Origin of the sequence: Halorhabdus sp. BNX81, from assembly GCF_029229925.1 — an archaeon.
Taxonomy (GTDB): Archaea; Halobacteriota; Halobacteria; order Halobacteriales; family Haloarculaceae; genus Halorhabdus.
The window spans coordinates 2569301-2589807 of sequence record NZ_CP107254.1; the positions used below are offsets into that span (position 1 = coordinate 2569301).

The 20507-nt window shown below is 64.3% G+C and carries 19 protein-coding genes; 7 read left to right on the forward strand and 12 right to left on the reverse strand.

Going from position 1 to position 20507, the window contains the following annotated elements:
• Positions 1-120: 120 nt before the first annotated feature.
• Positions 121-960 carry a helix-turn-helix domain-containing protein gene (locus HBNXHr_RS12990; protein WP_275737644.1) on the reverse strand — a complete coding sequence of 280 codons (840 nt, stop codon included), beginning with the start codon at positions 958-960 and terminating at the stop codon, positions 121-123.
• Positions 961-1230: 270 nt separating this feature from the next.
• Between HBNXHr_RS12990 and HBNXHr_RS12995 the strand changes: the two genes are divergently transcribed.
• From HBNXHr_RS12995 to HBNXHr_RS13005, 3 genes are all read left to right on the forward strand, one after another.
• On the forward strand, positions 1231-2235 hold the full coding sequence (locus HBNXHr_RS12995) for a TFIIB-type zinc ribbon-containing protein (RefSeq protein ID WP_275737643.1): 1005 nt from the start codon (positions 1231-1233) through the stop codon (positions 2233-2235).
• A gap of 204 nt (positions 2236-2439) precedes the next feature.
• Complete coding sequence (locus HBNXHr_RS13000) at positions 2440-3699, forward strand: MFS transporter (RefSeq protein WP_275882457.1); 1260 nt, start codon at positions 2440-2442, stop codon at positions 3697-3699.
• A 101-nt stretch (positions 3700-3800) separates the two neighbouring features.
• On the forward strand, positions 3801-5033 hold the full coding sequence (locus HBNXHr_RS13005) for an MBL fold metallo-hydrolase (protein ID WP_275882458.1): 1233 nt from the start codon (positions 3801-3803) through the stop codon (positions 5031-5033).
• A gap of 18 nt (positions 5034-5051) precedes the next feature.
• Here HBNXHr_RS13005 and HBNXHr_RS13010 read toward each other — a convergent pair whose 3' ends face one another.
• The 11 genes from HBNXHr_RS13010 to HBNXHr_RS13060 form a co-directional block, all read right to left on the reverse strand.
• Positions 5052-7337 (reverse strand): type B DNA-directed DNA polymerase, encoded by a 2286-nt coding sequence (locus HBNXHr_RS13010; protein WP_275882459.1) that lies wholly within the window; start codon positions 7335-7337, stop codon positions 5052-5054.
• 11 nt (positions 7338-7348) lie between these two features.
• Positions 7349-7720 (reverse strand): hypothetical protein, encoded by a 372-nt coding sequence (locus tag HBNXHr_RS13015; RefSeq protein ID WP_275882460.1) that lies wholly within the window; start codon positions 7718-7720, stop codon positions 7349-7351.
• 5 nt (positions 7721-7725) lie between these two features.
• Positions 7726-8670 (reverse strand): hypothetical protein, encoded by a 945-nt coding sequence (locus HBNXHr_RS13020; RefSeq protein ID WP_275882461.1) that lies wholly within the window; start codon positions 8668-8670, stop codon positions 7726-7728.
• A gap of 169 nt (positions 8671-8839) precedes the next feature.
• Positions 8840-10402: a hypothetical protein gene (locus HBNXHr_RS13025; protein WP_275882462.1), complete on the reverse strand. Its 1563-nt coding sequence runs from the start codon at positions 10400-10402 to the stop codon at positions 8840-8842.
• 137 nt (positions 10403-10539) lie between these two features.
• A complete protein-coding gene (locus HBNXHr_RS13030) occupies positions 10540-11550 on the reverse strand; it encodes a Cdc6/Cdc18 family protein (protein WP_275882463.1) in 1011 nt (336 codons plus the stop codon).
• A gap of 187 nt (positions 11551-11737) precedes the next feature.
• Entirely contained in the window at positions 11738-12394 is a 657-nt protein-coding gene (locus HBNXHr_RS13035) for a hypothetical protein (protein ID WP_275882464.1), read from the reverse strand.
• Positions 12395-12639: 245 nt separating this feature from the next.
• On the reverse strand, positions 12640-13272 hold the full coding sequence (locus tag HBNXHr_RS13040; RefSeq protein WP_275882465.1) for a hypothetical protein: 633 nt from the start codon (positions 13270-13272) through the stop codon (positions 12640-12642).
• 2 nt (positions 13273-13274) lie between these two features.
• Positions 13275-13688: a hypothetical protein gene (locus HBNXHr_RS13045; protein WP_275882466.1), complete on the reverse strand. Its 414-nt coding sequence runs from the start codon at positions 13686-13688 to the stop codon at positions 13275-13277.
• 188 nt (positions 13689-13876) lie between these two features.
• Positions 13877-14479, reverse strand: a complete 603-nt coding sequence (locus HBNXHr_RS13050; RefSeq protein ID WP_275882467.1) for a hypothetical protein — start codon at positions 14477-14479, stop codon at positions 13877-13879.
• Positions 14480-14619: 140 nt separating this feature from the next.
• Entirely contained in the window at positions 14620-15291 is a 672-nt protein-coding gene (locus HBNXHr_RS13055; RefSeq protein WP_275882468.1) for a hypothetical protein, read from the reverse strand.
• Positions 15292-15462: 171 nt separating this feature from the next.
• Positions 15463-15987: a hypothetical protein gene (locus HBNXHr_RS13060; protein WP_275882469.1), complete on the reverse strand. Its 525-nt coding sequence runs from the start codon at positions 15985-15987 to the stop codon at positions 15463-15465.
• 114 nt (positions 15988-16101) lie between these two features.
• Between HBNXHr_RS13060 and HBNXHr_RS13065 the strand changes: the two genes are divergently transcribed.
• From HBNXHr_RS13065 to HBNXHr_RS13080, 4 genes are read left to right on the forward strand one after another with little or no spacing between them, the layout of a single operon-like run.
• Positions 16102-17067: a MoxR family ATPase gene (locus tag HBNXHr_RS13065; RefSeq protein WP_275882470.1), complete on the forward strand. Its 966-nt coding sequence runs from the start codon at positions 16102-16104 to the stop codon at positions 17065-17067.
• Positions 17068-17072: 5 nt separating this feature from the next.
• The gene (locus tag HBNXHr_RS13070; protein WP_275882471.1) at positions 17073-18005 is read left to right on the forward strand and encodes a DUF4129 domain-containing protein; all 933 of its coding nucleotides are present in this window, start codon (positions 17073-17075) and stop codon (positions 18003-18005) included.
• Complete coding sequence (locus tag HBNXHr_RS13075; protein ID WP_275882472.1) at positions 18002-19960, forward strand: DUF58 domain-containing protein; 1959 nt, start codon at positions 18002-18004, stop codon at positions 19958-19960. The genes HBNXHr_RS13070 and HBNXHr_RS13075 overlap by 4 nt, the downstream gene beginning before the upstream one ends.
• A complete protein-coding gene (locus tag HBNXHr_RS13080) occupies positions 19957-20460 on the forward strand; it encodes a hypothetical protein (RefSeq protein WP_275882473.1) in 504 nt (167 codons plus the stop codon). Before HBNXHr_RS13075 ends, HBNXHr_RS13080 begins: the two co-directional genes overlap by 4 nt.
• The last annotated feature ends 47 nt before the right edge of the window (positions 20461-20507 follow it).

Consider the following 20507-nt stretch of genomic DNA (forward strand, 5'->3'; position numbering starts at 1 on the left):
ACAGTCGGTATCTATCCCGTGCGCCTGGCAAAGCTCGAGACAGGACCGATGGTGTCAATTTTGAGTTGCGAGCCCGCTACACAGTACTGACGGCCCGACCGGAGGCGGTGTCCGAAGCCGTCACGACGTCGCTTCCGCTCGTTCTCCGCCGCGCTGGATCGCGTCGGCGAGCAGTGGGCGCATCATGCCAACGAGCGGGGCGGTATCGCCGTCGGTCCAGACCGCGCGGTGTTTGCGGACGCCGGGCAGCGACGTCTGGATGTCGGCACTGACGAGCAACTGAGCGCCGTCGACCATGAGGATCGCGCTGACGGCACCGGGTTGGATCGGGTGGGAGTCCCACCACGTCCAGGTTTCCAGCACGCGGGCGTCGGGCAGGGCCGTGCGAAGCCGCTCGCGAACGGGCTCGGCGGGTGAGCCGATCACGATGTCGACACCGCGATCGCTGGCCGCCCGCAGCGCCGTGAGCAACTCGTCGGTCAGCAACTCCTCGACCGCGATGGCGAGCAAGACCTCGTCGGTCGCGTCGTCGAGCAGGCCTTCCATGCGCTCGCTGACCTCCGCGTCGCCCTCCATGACCCAGACGTCGCCGTCCTCCTCGTCGGCCGCCGGCGACTGGAGTCGGGGGAGCAGCGTGCCGATCCGATCGAGTACCGTCGACAGACGGCGGTCGAGCATCGATACCGCCTCGTCGGGATCGACGGCCCGGAACTCCCGGGGGGTCCCCTGCTGAACATCGACCAGCCCCCGCTCTTTGAGCCCGTCCATACAGTCATAGACACGAGCGCGCGGGACGTCGGCGACCTCGCTGACTTCCTTTGCCGTCCCCTGGCAGAGACGCTCCAGCCCGACGAAACAGCGTGCCTCATACTCGGTAAAATCAAGCGTTTCGAGCAACTCGACGACCTCCTCGACGACGGATCGATCCTCCGCAGTCGAATCAGATAGTTCCCCTGTCATTGTGGTGTGAACGCCCCGTCGGTTGGAAACGATTGGTCCTCCGTCTGAATAATCCTTTGGACGTTTCTACGGTAATCGTAACATACGTGACGACCCGGACGACCGGCTGAAACGCGATATACCCGCCAACCTGGCCGAGAAGCCGGGATAACGTATCGAATAGTACGATCGGAGTACCCACGTTGTTTCTACTGGAGTAAAAAATAGACGTAACATCTAAATGCACCCGTCGACTACGTACGGACACACGAGGCAGGCGGCAGTACCATCATGTCAGGAACCAATTCGGTACGAACGGTATCCGAGCACCGCGCAACCGAGCGGAACGCCGAAAGCAAGCAGTCCGGCCGGGTCGAGACCTGTCCGGAGTGTGGCGGGACAGTCACAACCGACGACGGGCGTGGCGAGCGTGTCTGCGAGCAGTGTGGTGTCGTCGTCGAGAGTGACGCGATCGATCATGGGCCGGAGTGGCGGGCGTTTACCCCCGCCGAGAAGGACGAACGGAGCCGGGTCGGGTCGCCGACGACGAAGCTCCTCCACGACGAGGGGCTCTCGACGAGCATCGGCTGGGCGGACAAGGACGCAAGCGGCCGCACGCTCTCGTCGTCCCAGCGCGAGAAGATGAGTCGGCTTCGGGTCTGGGACGAGCGCTTTCGTGCGACGGACTCCCGGGATCGCAATCTCAAGCAAGCGCTTGGCGAAATCGACCGGATGGCCAGTGCGCTTGGCCTCCCGGAGAACGTTCGGGAAACCGCGAGCGTGATCTATCGCCGGGCCTTGGACGAGAATCTCCTGCCCGGTCGGTCGATCGAGGGGATGGCGACGGCGTCGCTGTATGCCGCCGCCCGCCAGGCCGGGACGCCCCGGAGTCTCGACGAGTTCGAGCCCATCAGTCGCGTCCGCCGCCAGAAGTATTCCCGCGCCTATCGGTATCTTGCCCGCCAACTCGAACTCGGGATCGCCCCGGCCGATCCGGCGGAGTACCTGCCGCGGTTCACGTCCGACCTCGAACTGGGCGATGAACTCGAACGACAGGCACGGGAACTACTCTCGGAACTCAAAAAGACGGGCGAACACAGCGGGAAAAACCCGACCGGCCTTGCTGCCGGTGCGATCTACGCCGCCGGACTGCTGACCGGTGACCGCATCACCCAGCAGGAAGTCGCCGAGACGGCCGACGTCAGCGAAGTCACGATCCGGGACCGGTACTCCGAGTTGCTCGAAGCCCTCGAAGGCGATCAGATCGACGCTCGCAGCGAACGCGGCGGGAACTGATACAGCGACATCGGAGAGGGCCACTCGAGCGCCCGTTTTTCGCAGTGTATTGTTGTCGTGACGGGCTGACAGAGTAGACGAGGGCGATCGCTGCCTCGACCAGGCGCCCCGTCGCCGACTGGCGTGACGACAGGTATAATCGGATCGGGGCGCATGCCTCCGAACGTCCGAAGCCATGGCGGGAATCGATCGAGGGGGACGGCAATGAGCGAGGGGGTCGATCACGCCGCCCGCGCCCGGGAAGCGCTCGGGTTCTCGCGGTGGTGGCTGGTACTCGCGGCCGCGGCCATGATGGCCGTCGTCGGGCCCTACCAGTACGTCTGGAGCAGTCTCAGAGAGCCCGTCGCGACCAACCTGGGGATCGACAGCGCCGCCCTCTCGACGGTCTTTACGCTGTACGTCGTGATCCAGGCCGGCAGCCAGTTCCCCGTCGGCTGGTGGCGCGACCGCCACGGCCCGCGAGCGCTCGGCATCCTCGCGGCCGTCCTCGCCGGCGGCGGCTACCTCGCGCTGTCGGTCGCGGAGACGGTCTGGGGGATCTATCTCGCCTACTCGCTAGGTGCCTTCGGGGTCGGCATCGTCTACACCGTCGCCGTCAACACCGCGCTGAAGTGGTTCCCGGACCGTCGGGGCCTCACGGCCGGCGTCGGCACGATGGCCTTCGCCGGCGGGAGCGCCGCGCTTGTCCCGTACGTCCGGGCGAACGCGGGGCCCGGGAGCCCAGTCACGGCCTACGTCGACGTGCTCCAGCACGTCGGCGTGCTGATCTTCGCCGTCGTGTTCGTCGGCGCGCTGGTGCTTCAGGACCCGCCCGAAGAGTGGCGCTCCGATGGCAACGGCGACAGCGTGACCCACACCGGCCGGCAGTTCACCTGGCGGGAGATGTTGCATACGCGGCAGTTCTGGCTCATGTACGCGATGTTCGTCGCCGTCGCCAGCGCCGAACTCATGCTGATCGAGAAGGTCGTCTCCTACGCGGGGACGCTCGGCCTCGCCGCGACCATCGCCACCGCGGCCGCGACGTTGCTCCCGGTCGCCAGCGCGGTAGGCCGACTGACAGTCGGCGGGCTCAGCGACCGCGTGGGTCGGACCGCGACGATGACGGGCACGTTCGCCCTGGCCGGGATCGGCCTGTTCGCCGTCGTCGGCTTCGGCCGGGGCGGCGTCGGCGCGGCGTTCGTCGGCGCGGTCGTCTTCAGCGTCTTCTTCTCGAGTCCGCAGTACACGCTGTTTCCGAGCGCAGTCGCGGACTTTTACGGCGAGAAACACTCGAGTGCCAACTACGCGCTGCTGTACTCCGCGAAGATCTGGGGCGGCGTCTTCGGCGGGACCGTCACCGGCGCGGCCGTCGTCACCCTGGGGTGGAACCAGACGTTCCTGCTCGGCGGCGGCCTCGCCCTGTTCGCCGCCGCCGGCGCGCTCGTCCTCGACCCGCCAACGGTCTCTCGAGCCGACGACGCCTAGCCGGACGGCGAGCGTAGCGAAGCCACCGGGCCGCGGCGCGGGCCGGCGGATGCAACCTGAAGCGACGGACCCAAACCCGGCGACGCACAACGACGACGCGAATGAAGCTCCGGTTTCTGGGCGGCGCTGGCGAGGTGGGCCGGAGTGCGATCCTCGTCAACGAGTCGCTGCTGCTGGATTACGGGATGAAGACCGAGACCCCGCCGCAGTTTCCGGTCGGCACCGTCGAGCCCGAGGCCGCCGTCGCCTCCCACGGCCACCTCGATCACGTCGGCTCGATCCCGTCGCTGCTCTCGGGCGATCGACGCCCGCCGATCCACTGGACGCCGCCGACCCGGGAACTCGCGCTGACGCTCGCCCGGGACACGCTGAAACTCCACGGCGGCACCTACGACTGCCCGTTCACGGAAGTCGACGTCAGGCGCGTCACGCAGGTCAGCGAGACCCACGGCTATCGCGAGTCCTTCGAGGCGGCCGGCCACGAGGTCACCTTCTTCAACGCCGGCCACATCCCCGGCAGCGCCCACGTCCTCGTCGACGACGGCGAGACGCGCCTGCTGTACACCGGCGATTTCCATACTGACAACCAACGCTTAGTCGCAGGCACGACCGCCCGCCCCGACGCGGACGTGGTGCTCACCGAGAGCACCTATTCGGACGTCTCCCACGAGGACCGGGCGACCCTCGAGGAGCGCTTCGCCGAGAGCGTCAAGACGGCGCTGTGGGAGGGCGGCACCGTCGTGATCCCCGCCTTCGCCATCGGTCGCACCCAGGAGATGCTCATGATCTGTGAAGCCCACGACATCCCTTGCTACGTCGACGGGATGGGAAAGCAGGTGACGAAGATGCTCCGCCGGCATCCGGAGTTCGTCCGGGATTCCGACGCTCTCCAGCGCGCCAAATCACACGCCCGGTTCGTCGACGGTCGCGACGGCCAGCGGAAACGCATCGCGGCACAGAACACGGCGATCGTCACCACCAGCGGGATGCTCAGCGGTGGCCCCGCGATGACCTACATCCCCGAAATTCGGGATCGGCCGGTCAACAAGATCGCGCTCACAGGGTATCAGGTCGAGGGGACGCCGGGCCGGGACCTGCTGGAGACGGGCAGCGCCGAGATCGACGGTCAGCGGATGCCAGTCGCCGCGCAGGTCGAGTCCTACGACTTCTCCGCGCACGCCGACCGGGACGGCCTGCACGCGTTTCTCGAATCCTACCGTGACACCCCGCTCCTTGTCAACCATGGGGACAAATGCGAGCAGTACGCGACCGAACTCGCCGGCGACGGTTTCGACGCGACGGCACCCTCGATCGGTGAGACGATCGACATCTGAGGATGAGCCGTCGACACCCTAAGAGCGAGACGAATCGGCACCGCGACCGCAATCGACCCCGTCGAACGCCGACAGCGTCGCGTCCCGTTCGCCGGCGAGTGCGTCCCGGACGTCCGCGTCCGTCCAGTCCAGCGGGCCGAGGACGCCGACCGCGGCCCTGATCGCCGCCTCGCGGTAGTAGCCCGCGTCGTAGTCGCTCTCGTCGTCGATCTCCGACGCCAGCCGCACTCGGTCCATCCCCTCTCTGTCGTCGTCGCGAACGACGTAGACCACGTCTTGACCCGGCGCGTAGTCTAGCCCCATTGCCCCACCGCGCTCCAGCGCGGCGACGGTGCGGGTCCGGTGGGTGTAGGCGTCGACATCCTTCGAAGCGCGATTCCGGACGAGCAGGTCCGTCGTCGGGACATCGCCGGCCGCAAGAGTTGCGAGGTGGGCCGCGAGCGTGTCGATCACCGCGCTCGGATCGCGCGTCCCGTCGAACGTCTCGATGAGCGACCGCTGAAGCCCCGCGACCCACGCCGGGGTCGAGCGCTGCCGGCAGGCGAGCCCGCGAACCTTGAAGGGGTCGTCCCCGTCCGGATCGCGCCGACTGCCGAAGTACTTCGTCAGCGCCCCGCCCTCGCCGTCGCGTCGGGGGCAGAACGCCACCCAGTCGAAGGCCCCCTCGTGCTCCAGGGCGATCCCGACATCGTCGGTGATTTCCGCAGCGATAGGGTCGAGTGGCTCCTGGGTCGCCCCCTCGCGGGGCGTCACCCAGATCGAGTCGACGATGCCGTGCAGGACCGACCAGCCGCCGGCTTCCAGGCGTTCTTTGGCCGAGAGGAGGACGTCGCGTGCGTGGGCGTTGATCGCCTCGTGGACCTCGATCCGGCCGAACTTGGCGTTGCTGAACCCCTGATACCCGAAACACGAGACGAGGATCCACTTCAGGGCGTCCACTTGCCCGGAGAGTGCGCGTCGCTCGGCGGCCGAGAGGTCGTCCTCGGCCAGCCGGCGTTTCATCTCCGCACGGTCGTCGATGATCGGCTCGAGGACGTCGGGGAGATAGCCCTCGCGATCACAGACGGAATAGCCCAACTCGAGCACGTCCTCGCCATCGTGACACCCACACCGGACCGTCTCGGGCGAGAGATTGTGTTCGCAGATGATGTTGGGGTACATCGACGCGAAGTCGAGTTCGTGGACGGTGTCGTGAACGCCGACGATCGGTGAGAGCGTGGTTCCGCCCCGATCGGCGTCGTGGAGCGTCCGGGCGGTCTTGAACCGCTCCGGTCGCCAGGCCCGCCACTGGACGAGGACATCCCGCTTTCGGACGGCCCGGATCTGGATCGCCGTGAGCACATTGCCTATCGACGCCCAGGACAGTTCCTGCAGCGGCTTGCCCGACCGGGCAACGAGGTCGAGTGCCCCCGCGAGGTTCGTCTCGCCGAGGAAGAACGTGTTCGAACGGTCGATCACGACCCGGCCGGGGACGTTGTACCGCGCCGGGGAGTGCATCCGTCGCCCGTAGGACTCGAAGGTCGACGCCCCCGCGAGTTGCTGGACGGCCGGGATTTCGTCCCGCGATTCACGGCTCGGGACGCGCTGGAGGCCGAGGTCGACGCCGTGCTCGGTGGCCGCCTCGTCGAGCAACGGGAGGATGTCACTCCGTTCGACCCAGAGAACGTCCGGGTCCTCGACCGCCAGCCGCCGCCGGAGCGTCGAAAGCGTCTCCTCGACGGTGTCGCCGGCCGGCTGCGTCGCCGCCGACGTGGGCTCGGCAGTGACCGTCGGGGCCGTCGTTCGCGCGCCGATCGCCAGTGCGGTGAGATCGCCCGCAGCCGCGGCAGTCCGGGGCAGATCCAGCCGAAGGACGCGCGGGGGCCGCTCCGGCGTCGGATCGGTGCCGGTTTCCAGACAGTACCGGAACTCCGACGAGAAGTCCACGTCGAACGCCCGGAAGGGAACGCGACCGGGCGGCCCGCGATCCTCGACGAAGCGGGCGACTTCCCGGACCGCATCGACCCGGTCGACGTCGATCCGGAGGACGGGCTGATCGGCAAAGCGAAACCCCGGCGACTTCCACTCGAAACGAAGGTCTGCAACCGCCGGATGCATGTCGAGATCCGCCCGGAGATCGTTCAAATCGGCGATGCAGGCCTCGCGGTCGGGGTCGCGGTCGGTCATCCCACGCGCCGCGACCGCGTACACCGTCGGGCGATACGCGGCCGCGCGCGACGCCGACCAGGACGGCTGCTCAACGGTGCCGTCGAGCGACCACACGAGCGGGTCGCCGTCGCCGAGGAAGTCGATCGTGAAGACCATCGCCCGAAATTTCACCCTGTTCTTTCGTGTGGAGATGTCCCATTCCCCGCCGAGATTTCGTCGGATTGGTGCCCGAGATCGTCGATCTGTGCTTCGAGGGCGTCGACGCGATCCGCCTGCTCGCCGATCTCCCCTTCGAGTTCGTCGAGTCGCGCTTCGAGCTCGTCGATCCGCCGTTCCTGGGCGAGCGCGATCGCGAGCAGGACCGGCACGATCGGGGAATGGTGGTTCAGGTTACCCGCCGCGTCGGCGTGCGTTCGGGCGTCCCCGAGGAGCTGATCGAAGCGCTGCTGGTCCTCGTAGCGCAACGCCCGCCGGAAGGGGGCCCAGCGGTCCTCGACCGACCGGAGCACGTCCCGGAACGTGGGGTTGGTCCGTCCCATCGTGGTCACCTGATTGCCGCCGGCCCGATAGTGAGTGACTGTGCGGTCGATCCGGATCCACTTGCCCCGACGGAGCCGCCGGACGCGAGAGAGGGATGCCGAGCCCGGAGGATCTCCGCCCAGTAGGTGATCGTCGTCTGGTGGACGCCCTCCTCAACGCGGTAGACCAGCGTCTCGAAGTCGAGGTCGTCGCACTCGAATCGGGGGCCGAACTGGGTTTCTTCGAGGGCGATCGTCGTGGCAGCCGCCTCGATCGGAGCCGCGTCGCCGGGGTCCCTGGACCGCGTCAGCACGACCGGGATGTCGTGCTCGCGGGCGATCGCAGCGAGGGTCGCCAGCGAATGGGAGAGAAGGCGTCCGGCGTCGCCATCCCGGAGTTCCCCCTTGCGATAGAGCGCGTCGAGTGCCGGGGCGACGACAATTGCGGGGCGGTCCGTCGCCGGCGCGCCGAAGGGCGAATCGCCATCGCTGTCGTCGGCCAGCCACCGGCCGAGTTGCTCGACCAAGGTGTAGTGCTGGTGGGTCGTGAACGCGCGGGCGACGTGGACGCGATCGAGCGCACGCTCGGCGGGGGCGACGCGGGCGAAGGCGTGCGTCGTGGCGTGGCCCCCCGCGTCGACCCAGACAACGTCGCCGCCCGCCGAGAGCGCGGTATCGAGTGCGAGCGCGTGAAGCGGGCCGACGACGGCATCGCGTCGCGATCTCGCGGTTCCCACGTCGGGTTCCAGCAGATAGAGGTCGTCTTCGAGCGTCGGGAGTTCCGGGAGGGCGAGGCCGTCGGCAACGTCCACGGCGGTCGCCGCGTCGTCGATTCCGCCACTGGATCGTTGTCGGGCACGCTGGCCCGGGAGGTCCTCGCGACTCGAACCCGGCCATCGTGGATCGCTGAACGACGATCCGCCTCGCCGGCTGTCCGCTCCCATCCGTCCGGTGATCGCGTCGTGTTCCATACGACAACGATCCGCCGGGACCGTCAAACCGACTGGTGTGTCGTTTCATGGTTTCCGGATCGGCCGAAAACAGGGTGAAACCGGGTGACTGCACCGCTATCGGCGTCGTTTCCGGGTCGGTTCCGGATGCCGGGCCGCCATGCGGGTTTCCGGAAGCGTCACATGCGACTCACTCCCAGAGGTCCTCGATCCCGACCCGGATCGTGACCGGCCCGTCGGGCGATTCGAGGATCACGGGCGAGCGATCCGCGATGTCTCCCGCTATACTGACCTCGTACGTCGGGGTTTCGAGGCGCACGGTCCCGACGCCGGGCTCGAGCAGGCCGATGGCGTTCCGGAGCCCCGTCGCGTAATCGACAGTCATGATCTGTTCCGGGAGGACTCGCTCGTCGGTCTCGGCCTCTGGGGCGCGCTCGACGGTGAGCCGGTGGTTCCGCCGGCTGGTGTCGACCTCGGGATGGACCGCCTCGATGGTGTCACCGCCGCGTTCGATGGACAGATCCGTGGCCGGCGTCACCGCGACCGGGTCGCCGTCGAGTTCGAGTAGCGCCGCGTAGCAGCGGTACGTGTCCTCGAACATGAGGTCACGCGCGTAGGCGTACAGCCCCGGCCCGAGGTACGGAACCGTCCGCCGGTAGCTGTCGTCCGTGTCGTCGAATCCGGGCGGACCGCCGAGCCGCCGCCCGTTGAACAGTGTATGTGTTTTCCGAGCGATGCTCCCGGGCTGGAGCGATCCCCCTGGCAGCGGAATGTTCTGGGGTGCAATATGATACCACATGTCGTCGTGCAATTTGTACAGTCCCCAGTTGTACGGGTTGAGCCCGAACGCCTGCTCGACGGTGTGATTGACGAGCGTGAAGTCAACCCGTAGCGGGAGGGTTCCCGCCTCCGTCTCCGGGTGGAGGAAAACCGGCGTCTCGGGACCGGCCTCGTGGTACCAGACCCTCTTAGTCACGTCTTCGCGGGCGGGGGGCGGCGGCGGGACGTCCCGGCCCGCGTGGATGGATTCCTCGCTCGGCCCGGGCGCTGTCCGGTCCCAGATGCCGATCGACAGGTGGACTTCGGAGGTGTCGGCGGTGCTGTATCGCCCGGGGACGGGCACTCGGCCGTCAAACTCGACGGTGTCGGCGACGAGCGCCCACTGCCCGTAGATGGTCTGGCCCGGGGCAAGGCGCAGGTAGTCCGGAATATCATGATCGGCGTGCTCCCGGACCCGCCAGACGCCCTCGCCGTCGCGGTGGAACGACGACTCCCTGTCGGCGAAGTCGTGTGCCGCCGTCGGCTCCAGCAGATGCACAAAGTCACGTTCCCTGCCCGGGATCGACACGTCCAGATAGCCGTCCGGCCGGAACCAGCCGGTCCCGTCGAACAGCGAGAGCTCCTCGAAGGCGATCACGCGCTCGAAGTCGCCCTCGTTGGTGAGCGTCCCCTCGACGAGCGCGGGGCCGTCGGCGTCCGGTTCCGAGACGAACTGGAAGCTGTCCCACAACCACTCCTCGTCACCGCCCCCACCGCCCGCGCCCAGCGCGTAGACCCGGTCGGTGGCCGCGGCCGTCACGAGCTGCGAGCCCTCCGCCTGGAACGGTTCGCGCTCCGGGTCAGGCTCGGGCGGGGTCACCACCGTCGGCCCCGCGACGGTCGTCGTTGCCCCAGGCGTCTCGTCGCTCGCGGGGGCCGTACACCCGGCCAGCCCGGCGGCGAGGACCGTCCCGAGGAAGGTACGCCGGCGCATGAACCGGGAGTTCGTCCGGTACCGGCATAAGTTTTCATCGGAATATCAGTTCCGGCACGTGGGCTCGATCTGGCGAGTGGGCCGTTACCGCTCAGCGATGCGGTGCGATCGCTCCCAGAAGGTGGACGAACGCACAGCTACTCCTCGGCGATGACGCGATACGTCCGGGTCGGGCCACTCCCGTCGGCCTCGACCAGGTTGTACTGTTCGAGTTTCTGGAGCCACGACCGGACCGTCCGCTTCGTCCGGGGATCCGTGACCGCCGCGACGTAGCGATCGTAGACCTCCCGCGGCGGGAGCCCGTCGCTCTTCTGGAGGATTTCGAATACTTTCCGTTGCTCCTTGTGCAGTGCGTCGAGGGCCCGCGACCGGACCTCCTGGCGGGCTTCGGGAATCGCGGCCTCGATGTGGGACGCGGCGATGGCATCGGCACCGTCGCGGTCGGCCCGCCGTGCGGCACTCCGGAGGATGCTCAACCCGACCCGGGCGTCGCCGGCGGCGGCGTCGGCGATCCAGCGAAGCTGGTCGAAGTCGACGGCATCAGCGGAAAGCCCGTGGTCGACGCGGTCGGCCATGATGTCGGTCAGCTCGTCGACGTCGTAGCGGTCGAAGTGGATCGTCTGGGCAGTGTGAAGCCGGGAGCGGACGCGCTCGTCGAGGCCGGCCAGCAGTTCCTCCTCGTCGTTGGTGATCAGGACGACGGCGAAGGCGGGGAGGCGATAGAGGTCATAGATCAGGTGGCCGTCTTCGAGCTGGTCGACCTCGTCGAGCGTGACGATCACCGGCGGGCCGTCGTAGGCTTCGAGCCGATCGAGGAGTTCGTCGTGGGGCGTCGACTGGCGGTGGACGTCGATCGTCCGGCCGAGACCCTCGAGAATCCGGTAAAGGGCTTTGAATCTGGTATACGATTGCCAGCAGTTGACGTGGATCGACTCGACGTCGAGGGCGGTCTCCCGGAGGCGGCCGACGACGAACTTCGCGATGGTGGTCTTGCCGGCTCCCGAGGGGCCCGTGAGCAGCGCGGACTCGGGCGGCTGGCCCTCGACGACCGGTTCGAGGACGGCCGAGAGCGCGTCGACCTCGCCGTCGCGGTGGACGACGTCGTTCGGGACGAACTCCTCGCGGAGCACGCGGGCGTCCTCGATCATCAGGCGACGATTTCGCGGCGAGCGTCATAAGCGGCCGGGGGTCGTTTCCGGGTTTCCGAGTTTCTAGTTTCCGGCTTCAGGATCGGCGATATCCGGAACGCTCGCGAACGGCCACCCGAAACGGAGAGCTAAACACGAATCTGATACATTTTATGTAATAACTGAAATTATATAAGACGCAATATACTCACGGATCAGAACCGGGAGTCGCCAACACGCGCTCACTCCACTCGAGTGCCTCGCTCTTGTCAAGTTCTGTGAGGATCGTGTCGAACTCCGATTGCCGGTAAGTAATCCGGCGAGTTAGCGAGAGACTCCGGAGATCACGGATTGTGTCAGGATCGATGGGTTGATTGGCTGCATCCGCGAGATGAGCGATAAATTTCGAACTTTGATAGAATTCCTCCTCATTAGCCCACGCCATGACTGGATGTGGCGCACCCGCTGCCTCTACCGACTCGAAATACTGCATGGCGGTTTGATACGCATCTGGATCGTCTAGCCCTGCGATCCGTCGCAGATCGCCAATATGTTCGTGTGCGAGCCCGGACCAGGCTTGTCGCTCCACCTCGTCGCCTTCAATACGACCCGCAAGAACGTCCTCACAAATCAATACCCCTTGTCGAGCGACGTTTTCACACCGCTCGTCGTTTCCTTCGATTCTATAGCAGACGGCAGCGTGTTTCATATTATTCAGGTGTAGAAGCACCTTCTGGGGTGTGAGCGCGGCATTACCGATCCGAACGTAGCTGAGCTGGAGATACCGATCGCCGCTGATGGATAGCTTTCCGGCCTTCCTGGCGTCCTCTGCTTCCTGATGGATCGCCACCCAGTCTTTAATCATTGTGAGGAGTCGAACAGTGTCTATTCTCGATTTTCAACCTGAAGGTCATATGCAACGATTCTCAGGTCGGACCCATAATCGTTTCTTGCCGGTGTCTCCGTCTTCTCTGGATTGCACTCTTGAAATCGCTGGGGTCCATACCAATCCCCAGGTCTGGACGTTCCATTGAATATCCGGCCTCAATCAATGGCTAACTTCTCTCGTCGAGATGGCATTCGAAGGTGTGCCGAGTGACCGCTTCAATCCTATTCGAGTGGCCATTCACCTTGTGCTTCCAGTTGATCAAGATACGCAGGAAGCCGTTCGCGCTTGTATTCGAGCCAGTCGGTCATGGTAGGGCCCATTGGTTGGAGTTCGAGTGCGTCATTCGATATATCGTGGCCGAGCCCCCGACGGACGCTTTCGAAGAAACTCGTAAGTCGCATATGTTCCTGTTCACCGGTCGAGATTTCGTAGTCGCCGGCCGACGCATAGATCTCGTGGGCCCGGTCGTAGGCTTTATCGGCGTTCTCTCGCTGTGCGATCGTCCGGAGATCCCCGATGAATTCGGGCCATGCACCGCGTCGAAAAGCGCCAAACGACTGAGGACCGAATTCCTGGCGCTCAATATACTCCAGGTAGTCTTCAGCGAGCAAGATACCCATATCACAGCGGTTCTGCGTGCGGAAATCGTCGCCTGCGATTCGATAGCAGAGCGCAGCCGAACCTAACACACTGACTGCTCCCCGTGTTCGATCTGTTTCCGGAAAGATGTGTTCTGTGACTGTACCGGCGTGTTCGTGTGCTGCCGCAGTATACAGATTCCCCGATTGTATCAGATCTCCCGAATCGCGGGCTTTTCGCGCATCCTGGCTTAATTTTCTTGCTTGTTCTTTCATTGTCAACAGTCTATATTTCGGTTTGGTTCTCTTCCATTTTCTTCATCTTTGATGTCGTCAACTGCATCGTCCATCGAATCGTACAGGCTACCATCATCATCTGTAAGCTGTGTGATCAACTCATAGAGGTTGTCAAATTTACCGTGTTTCCCAGTCACAATCACCCCGTATCCATCATCGAATTGTTTGATCAAATATCTATTATTGGAATAATCGAGGATCCTATCTGGGTTCCTGATTATCTCGTCAATCTTGTCGATGTCGTTTATCGGCTTTTCGTCGCGAATCGTGTGTTCTGGATTTCCTTCTCCTCCTCGATTATTGTCGGTTTCGACGACAAAGTCATTCGTGTTGCACGTTGCTTCATTAGATTCGTGTTCGACAGCACGATCAAACTCTTCGGCGGCGACCGCCACGCCACCGATGATCGTCAGAATTGCTTTGTCCTTCTCGGATAGTGGATCGCCGATGACGTGCTTTCGGTAGTATGGTCAACATCATTTTCAGTTTTCCGACAAACGATGGGTCTCTAGATTGCTCAATCTGATTCCCGGACGGGTACCTGTACAAATACTATTCCAGCCCAGAAATGCCTGATATCCTTCTAAAATGATTTTTCAAAGTCCCATTCGCCGTCATAAATCAGTTCACTGACCATATCCCCAAAGGTATTCTCTTTAAAGTCCGCTCGATCAATAGGATTTCTATGAATCACATCCCAATCACTGGGCTGGTGTGAACTACTATCACCAACCCGCCGAAAAAACGCATACACCCAATCGAAGGCCATTTCCGATTGCCACATATCTAAGTGGTTTGCCTTCGAGTATTCTTCAATGGCGTTTTGATATAATCCGCCTTCCTCTTCGCCAGAGATCGTTTTGAGGTCTGCTTCGAATTCTTTTATTAGACCCCGGAGTGCGGCTTCATCACAGTTATAACCTAACAAGTCTGACGCGATTAACGAACCTTGTCGATATCGGTTTTTGGACCGCTGTGCTTGCCCCCCAATTCTATAACATAATGTTGAACTTAGATGACAGTAGAGGAACTGGCCAAAATTTCCGCTCTCCAGATCATCCCCGTATGTTGTTTCACTTATAAATCCAAAGGCAGCCCTTGTGAATCCATCTCCTGCGGAAATATACTGCCCCTCTGCCCGTTTCTGGTCTGCGGCTTCCCGAATATCAACAAATCTATCTTTCATATCAGTAACACCCTGTGTCTGGTGACTCGTCAACTCTGTCTGGGTCATCTGGCTGCCGCTTTCGACGATAATTCATGGCATTGTTTGATTGATCGGTGCAATTTTTTCAATCGATCTAGAAAACACCATTCAAAACAGAGTCACAGGTGGGATGATTCTTCGTCATCTGGAATTGCAAGCGGGTTACCGGTCCACTCGAGCAAATCATTTTGATCAAGTTGTGTCAGGATGTCGCCGAAGGAAGACTGTCGAAACGTAATCCGACGAGTCAGCGAGAGACTCCGGAGGTCCCGAATTGTCTCAGGATCGATAGATTGGCCAGCCGCATCCGCAAGATGAGCGATATATTTCGAGCTCTGATAGAATTCGTTCTCGTTGGCCCACGCCATGACCAGATCTAGCGTGCTGGCTGCCTCTACCGATTCGTAGTACTGTTTGGCTGTTTGATACGCGTCTGGATCGTCTATCCCTGCGATCCGTCGCAGATCGCCGATGTGTTCGTGGGCAAGGCCAGACCAGGCTTGCCGTTCCACGTCGTCGCCGTCGATACGATCCGCGAGAACGTCTTCACAGATCAATATCCCCTGTCGAGCAATGTTTTCACACCGCTCGTCGTTTCCCGCGACTCTATAGCAGACGACAGCGTATTTCATGTTAGTCAAACTCGATAGCATACCAACATGGTGGAGGCCAGAGTTGACAATTCCATAGTGGGTGAGTTGCAGAAGTTTCTCCCCCGCTTCGATTAAGTCTCCACTCTCACGAGCGCTTTCTGCCTCACGATAAAGTTCAGATCGATTGTTATATTTCATGTTCAGCAGTCATACTCTCGGTATCCGTCGTCCTCCAGGTGATCATGCACGTATTCTGCATCATCCCAATCAAAATCTTCCCCAAGATCAGTTAAGCTAGTACTGACAATAAGATTGACGAATGGGTTGTCCGGGCTCACCCTCTCGATGTGCCATACGCCGTTTGATGCTTCATATATATGCATAGAGGTACCCGTTTGTCCAGATATTTCCATCGGCGGTATTTTTTAGTGCATCGATGATGTCGTCCTTGGTGATTCCATCCTTGTACGGATGAGGATTTGCCGACTCATCTGGAATGTGGACCTTCCTTCCACAGGTATCAGTCACTGACTCATAGCTTTCGGCGGCGACCGCCACACCACCGATGATCGTCAGAATTGCTTTGTCCTTCTCGGACAGGGTATCGCCGATGACGTGCTTGTTGTGGCCGTATTCGACAACTGTCCCGGTTTCGATGACGTGCTGGACATCCGCCTGCGAAAGACTCGTCGTTTGGGCGATGTACTCCCAGCCGAAACCACGTGTGTACTCGCGTCCGTCCGAGATTTCAGACGCGTAGAGTGCTCCTGCTGGGAGCGTGACTTCTAGCCCATTTGGAGTCTGCCAGACACCTTCCGTAGGCGTCGCCGGCACTTCGATAGACACTCTCTCAGACGTGTGAGCACCGCTGACGGATTCGGCAGACAGCGCCATCGCACCGCCCACCACCGTTGCGCCGACCGTCACTCCCAATCCAGACCCATCACCCCTTTCTCCGGCAGAAAATCCTATACAATTATAAACGTGGACGGGCCGTCACCACATGACATGGATATCGACGCGGCGGCAACGCAGTGTCGGGAGGTAATCGACCTGTTGAACGAGGCGGTCGTCGCCGACCGGACGTTCTTCGAGGACCTCCTCGTCGGGTTGCTGGCCGGGGGACACGTGCTGATCGAGGACGTACCGGGGACGGGCAAGACGCTGACAGCGCGCTCGACGGCGACGGTGCTGGGGCTGTCGTTCTCGCGCGTCCAGCTCACGCCGGACCTCCTGCCGGCGGACGTCATGGGCAGTCAGGTGTTCAACCAGCGCGACCGGGAGTTCGAGTTCCGCCAGGGGCCACTCTTTGCGAACGTCGTGCTGGCGGACGAACTCAACCGCGCCCCGCCGAAGACCCAGTCGGCGCTGCTGGAAGCCATGGAGGAGGGCCAGGTCACCATCGAGGGCGACACCCACCCGCTGCCCGCCCCCTTCTTCGTGATCGCGACCCAGAACCCGATCGAGGAGAGCGGGACGTTCGAACTGCCCGAGGCCCAGAAGGACCGCTTCCTGATCAAGACCCAGCTCGGCTATCCCGATCGCGGCGGCGAGCGCACGATCCTGGATCGCCGACTTGCCCGCGACGCGGCGACGCCGTCGGTCGAGAAATTACTCGAATCCGGGACAGTCCAATCCCTCCGAGACGTCCCCGAGACGGTCAGCGTCGAGGGAGACCTCCGGGAGTTCATGCTCGACGTCACGCGGGAGACGCGCTCGCACCACCACATTCGAACCGGGGTCTCCCCACGGGGGACCCAGCGCCTGCTGGAGGCCAGCCGGGCCTACGCCGTGATCGAGGGGCGGGACTACGTCGTTCCGGACGACGTCACCCGGATGGCAGAGCCGGTCCTGGCACACCGGCTGGTGCTCACGCCCGAGGCCACCGTCCAGGAGATCGAAAAGCGCGAGCTCGTCCGGGAGATCGTCGAGGACACGCCGGTCCCGACAGTCCAGGCGGACGCGAGTGCGTAAGGAGGATGGCTGAGAACCGCACCCAGGGAGCGATCGCCCTGCTGGCTATCCTCGCCGTGATCCTCGCCGCCGTGGCGGTCGGACCGCTGTTCACCGCCGAGCAGGGCGGCGACCGGGTGGGGCTCGAACAGCCCCCGCTGGACGGCGGGGATACCCAACCCGAGGCGGTCGAAACGCTGTTGCGCCCGATCCTGACCGCGATGGTCCTGATCGGACTGCTGGCGACGCTCGTGCAGTTCGCCAGCGAGCCCTGGGAAAGCTTCAAGCTGCTCGTCGGCATTGCGGCCGGGACAGCGGCGTTCGCCGCCGGATTCTGGCTGCTTGTCATGTTGCTCAACAATCTATCGACCGGCGGGCCGCCGACGCCGGACAGGTCGCTAACGCCGCAAACACCCTCGACCCCCCAGGGAACGACGGGGTTCGGGGAGGGGTCCGGGACGCCGCTGGCCCTTCCGGCCGGGGGGGCAACGACGATCATCATCGTCGGGGGTGTCGTGGCCGTCCTCGCCTTCCTCGCCTGGCGGTCCGACGCGCTCAGGTCGGTCCTGTCCGCCGAGGCGGGTAGCGAGACGGGCGCTGTCGACGCCGAACTGTCCAGCCTCGCGACGGTCGCCGGCGACACCGCTGATCGCATCGAGGCCGCCGAAACGCCGCGGGCGGCCGACAACGCGATCTATCGGGCCTGGGGGACGATGGTCACGCTGCTGGGTGTCGGCGATCCCCAGGAGTCGACCCCGAGACAGTTCGAAACGGCGGCGATCGAGGCGGGGATGGATCCCGACGACGTCGGCGTCCTCACCGAGACGTTCGAGGAGGTTCGGTACGGTGACGCGCCGTTGACCGACGAGCGCCGAGAGCGTGCCGTCGCCGCGCTCGAACGTATCGAGGCCACGCACGGTCCCGAGCAGGCGGCGGCTGAAGGAGGTGAGGGTTCGTGAACGATGGACTGCGCAGGTTCGCGGTCGTGATCGGGCTCACGTCGCTGGCCGGCGGGGGCGTGGCGATCATGACCACTACCGCGGGTGGTGTCTCGGGTCTGACAGGAGTGTTGTATGCGGGCGGCGGGGTACTCGCCGGTGTGATGGCGCTGCTGGTCTACCGCGACTGGCGGACGGCAAGCGACGTCGAACCCCCGGCGGTCGAGCGAACGCCCACACCGCCGACACCGGGGAACGCATTCGACCGGAGGCTCGCGCAGTTCGACGGCAGTGGAACCGGCTATCTCCCGGATCGCGCCAACATCCACGATCGGCTTCGGGAACTCGCGGCCAGAATCCTCGCCCGCCAACGGGGGACGACCCCGGAGGCTGCGATGGCCGCGATCGACGCCGGCGACTGGCCACGGGACGGGCCGACCTCGGCGTTCTTGCGAAACGCTGACGCGGAGATCGCCGAGGGGCTTTCCGGGCGCGTTCGTGGCGTCCTGCGCGAGGACCCTTCGGACTTCCAGCGCCTCGTGAGGCGGACAGTCGCCACGCTCGAAGGCGAATCCGAGCTCATCGAAGGGAAAGGCAAGGGACGTCTCGCCCTCGAAGAGGACCGAGACACCGAGGAGCGACACTCGACTGCCGATCTCGCGGTGGGGACGGTTGGCGGCCGTCAGCTGTACGACGTCGTCACCGCCGCGCGGTTTCGACCGCTGGTCCCGCTTGGCGTCGCGTTGGTCGGCCTCGGCCTGTTCGTCCAGGATTCCGGGGTCGTACTCGCCGGGGCAGTCCCGATCGGCGTCCTGGCGTTCGCCCGGTTCGTGACGCCACCGGACGCCACGCTGACCGTCGAGCGGACGCTCGACCCCCGCCATCCCGATCCCGGGGACGAGGTCACGGTGACGACGACGGTTCGCAACGACGGCGACCGGACGCTACCCGACCTCCGGGTCGTCGACGGCGTCCCGGAGGGCCTCTCAGTGACCGAGGGATCGCCCCGACGCGGGACGGCGCTTCGCCCCGGCGAGGCGACGACCGTCGAGTACACCGTCACTGCCCGCCGGGGAACCCACGAGTTCGATCCCGTCTACGCGATCGTCCGGGATTACGCGGGTCGGTCGGCGCGCACGCACCTCGTTGAGGCCGTCGAAGACGCCGACACGTCGCTTTCCTGTATTCCGGCGTTGCAGGCCACGCCCGTGAACGTCCCGCTGTTCGAACACGCAAGCGAGTCACTGGGGCGGATCCCCGCCGAGGGCGGTGAAGGTGTGGCGTTCTACGCGACCCGGGAGTATCGATCGGGCGACCCGACGAATCGCATCGACTGGAAACGCCTGGCGCGGTCGCCAAGCGAGGAACTCACGACGATCGAGTTCAGGGAAGAACAAGCCGCGTCGGTCGCAATCGCCATCGAGACCGCCGGATCGTCGTATACAGCCCCGAAACCGAACGAGCCGACCGCACTCGAACGGTCGATCGCCGCTGCCAGACGGGTGTGTGGGTCGTTGTTGGGGACCGGCGACCGGGTCGGCATCGCTGCACTCGGACCGACGCCGGTGTGGATCCCACCGGGGACGGGGTACGATCACCGCGAGCACGTCGAGCGTGCCCTGGCGACAGCGGACGCGTTCCCGGCGACGACGCCCGACAGCGATACCTTTAGCCCACGCTGGGTCCGGGAGTTCCACCGCCGGTTCCCCGAGGAGACCCAGGTCGTGCTGGTGTCGGCGCTCACCGACCCCACCTACCGCTTCGTGATCCACCGGCTGCGCGCGTACGGCCATCCGGTCACGGTGCTGAGTCCGGACGTGACGACGGGTGACACCGTCGGCGAGCGACTCGTCCGCCTCGAACGGCGCCACCGGATCGAGGCGTTACGGGAGGCCGGCGTCCGGGTCATCGACTGGGCGGACGGGGAGGAACTGGGCGTTGCACTCACGCGGGCCGGATCGAGGTGGTCGGCATGAGCGCCCCGTCGCGGTTTACCCACCAGCCAGGGGCCGTCCTCAGGGCGGGCGCGCTGGTGGCCGCACTCGGCGTCACACTGGTCGTGGCCCCGATCACGACGGTCTCGCTGGTCGGATGTGTGATCGGCGTCGCCGGCCTCGCGGTCGGGCTGACGCGACATATGCGAACGGTGACGGGACTCGGGGCAGTTGCAGTGGTCGGGGCCGTGATCGCCACCGCGTTCGTCGGGATTGCCGTCGAGCGGTTGCTCCCGGCGGTCGTGGGCAGCGTCCTCGCCTGGGAGTTCGCGCTGGGGGCGTTCACGATCGACGCCGAACTCGACGGTGGGAGCGTCGAACGCGCCGAGTTCCTCCACGTCGCGATCGTGACCGTCGTCGCATCACTGGTCGCGATGGTCGCCTACGTCGCCTACGAGACGCTTTCGGTCGGGGTCTCACTCCCCGGCGTGGCACTGCTGGTCGTCGCCGCGACGACCCTGGCGCTTGGCCTGCGGGACTGACGTGACAATAGCTGACGTCTCAAGGACGTTGCGCCGACCTCGATCGT

What these genes read in the sequence shown, in the direction of transcription:
- HBNXHr_RS12990 (WP_275737644.1), bottom strand. Translation starts at nt 960, where the DNA reads ATGACAGGGGAACTATCTGATTCGACTGCGGAGGATCGATCCGTCGTC.
- HBNXHr_RS12995 (WP_275737643.1), top strand. Translation starts at nt 1,231, where the DNA reads ATGTCAGGAACCAATTCGGTACGAACGGTATCCGAGCACCGCGCAACC.
- HBNXHr_RS13000 (WP_275882457.1), top strand. Translation starts at nt 2,440, where the DNA reads ATGAGCGAGGGGGTCGATCACGCCGCCCGCGCCCGGGAAGCGCTCGGG.
- HBNXHr_RS13005 (WP_275882458.1), top strand. Translation starts at nt 3,801, where the DNA reads ATGAAGCTCCGGTTTCTGGGCGGCGCTGGCGAGGTGGGCCGGAGTGCG.
- HBNXHr_RS13010 (WP_275882459.1), bottom strand. Translation starts at nt 7,337, where the DNA reads ATGGTCTTCACGATCGACTTCCTCGGCGACGGCGACCCGCTCGTGTGG.
- HBNXHr_RS13015 (WP_275882460.1), bottom strand. Translation starts at nt 7,720, where the DNA reads ATGGGACGGACCAACCCCACGTTCCGGGACGTGCTCCGGTCGGTCGAG.
- HBNXHr_RS13020 (WP_275882461.1), bottom strand. Translation starts at nt 8,670, where the DNA reads ATGGAACACGACGCGATCACCGGACGGATGGGAGCGGACAGCCGGCGA.
- HBNXHr_RS13025 (WP_275882462.1), bottom strand. Translation starts at nt 10,402, where the DNA reads ATGCGCCGGCGTACCTTCCTCGGGACGGTCCTCGCCGCCGGGCTGGCC.
- HBNXHr_RS13030 (WP_275882463.1), bottom strand. Translation starts at nt 11,550, where the DNA reads ATGATCGAGGACGCCCGCGTGCTCCGCGAGGAGTTCGTCCCGAACGAC.
- HBNXHr_RS13035 (WP_275882464.1), bottom strand. Translation starts at nt 12,394, where the DNA reads ATGATTAAAGACTGGGTGGCGATCCATCAGGAAGCAGAGGACGCCAGG.
- HBNXHr_RS13040 (WP_275882465.1), bottom strand. Translation starts at nt 13,272, where the DNA reads ATGAAAGAACAAGCAAGAAAATTAAGCCAGGATGCGCGAAAAGCCCGC.
- HBNXHr_RS13050 (WP_275882467.1), bottom strand. Translation starts at nt 14,479, where the DNA reads ATGAAAGATAGATTTGTTGATATTCGGGAAGCCGCAGACCAGAAACGG.
- HBNXHr_RS13055 (WP_275882468.1), bottom strand. Translation starts at nt 15,291, where the DNA reads ATGAAATATAACAATCGATCTGAACTTTATCGTGAGGCAGAAAGCGCT.
- HBNXHr_RS13060 (WP_275882469.1), bottom strand. Translation starts at nt 15,987, where the DNA reads ATGGCGCTGTCTGCCGAATCCGTCAGCGGTGCTCACACGTCTGAGAGA.
- HBNXHr_RS13065 (WP_275882470.1), top strand. Translation starts at nt 16,102, where the DNA reads ATGGATATCGACGCGGCGGCAACGCAGTGTCGGGAGGTAATCGACCTG.
- HBNXHr_RS13070 (WP_275882471.1), top strand. Translation starts at nt 17,073, where the DNA reads ATGGCTGAGAACCGCACCCAGGGAGCGATCGCCCTGCTGGCTATCCTC.
- HBNXHr_RS13080 (WP_275882473.1), top strand. Translation starts at nt 19,957, where the DNA reads ATGAGCGCCCCGTCGCGGTTTACCCACCAGCCAGGGGCCGTCCTCAGG.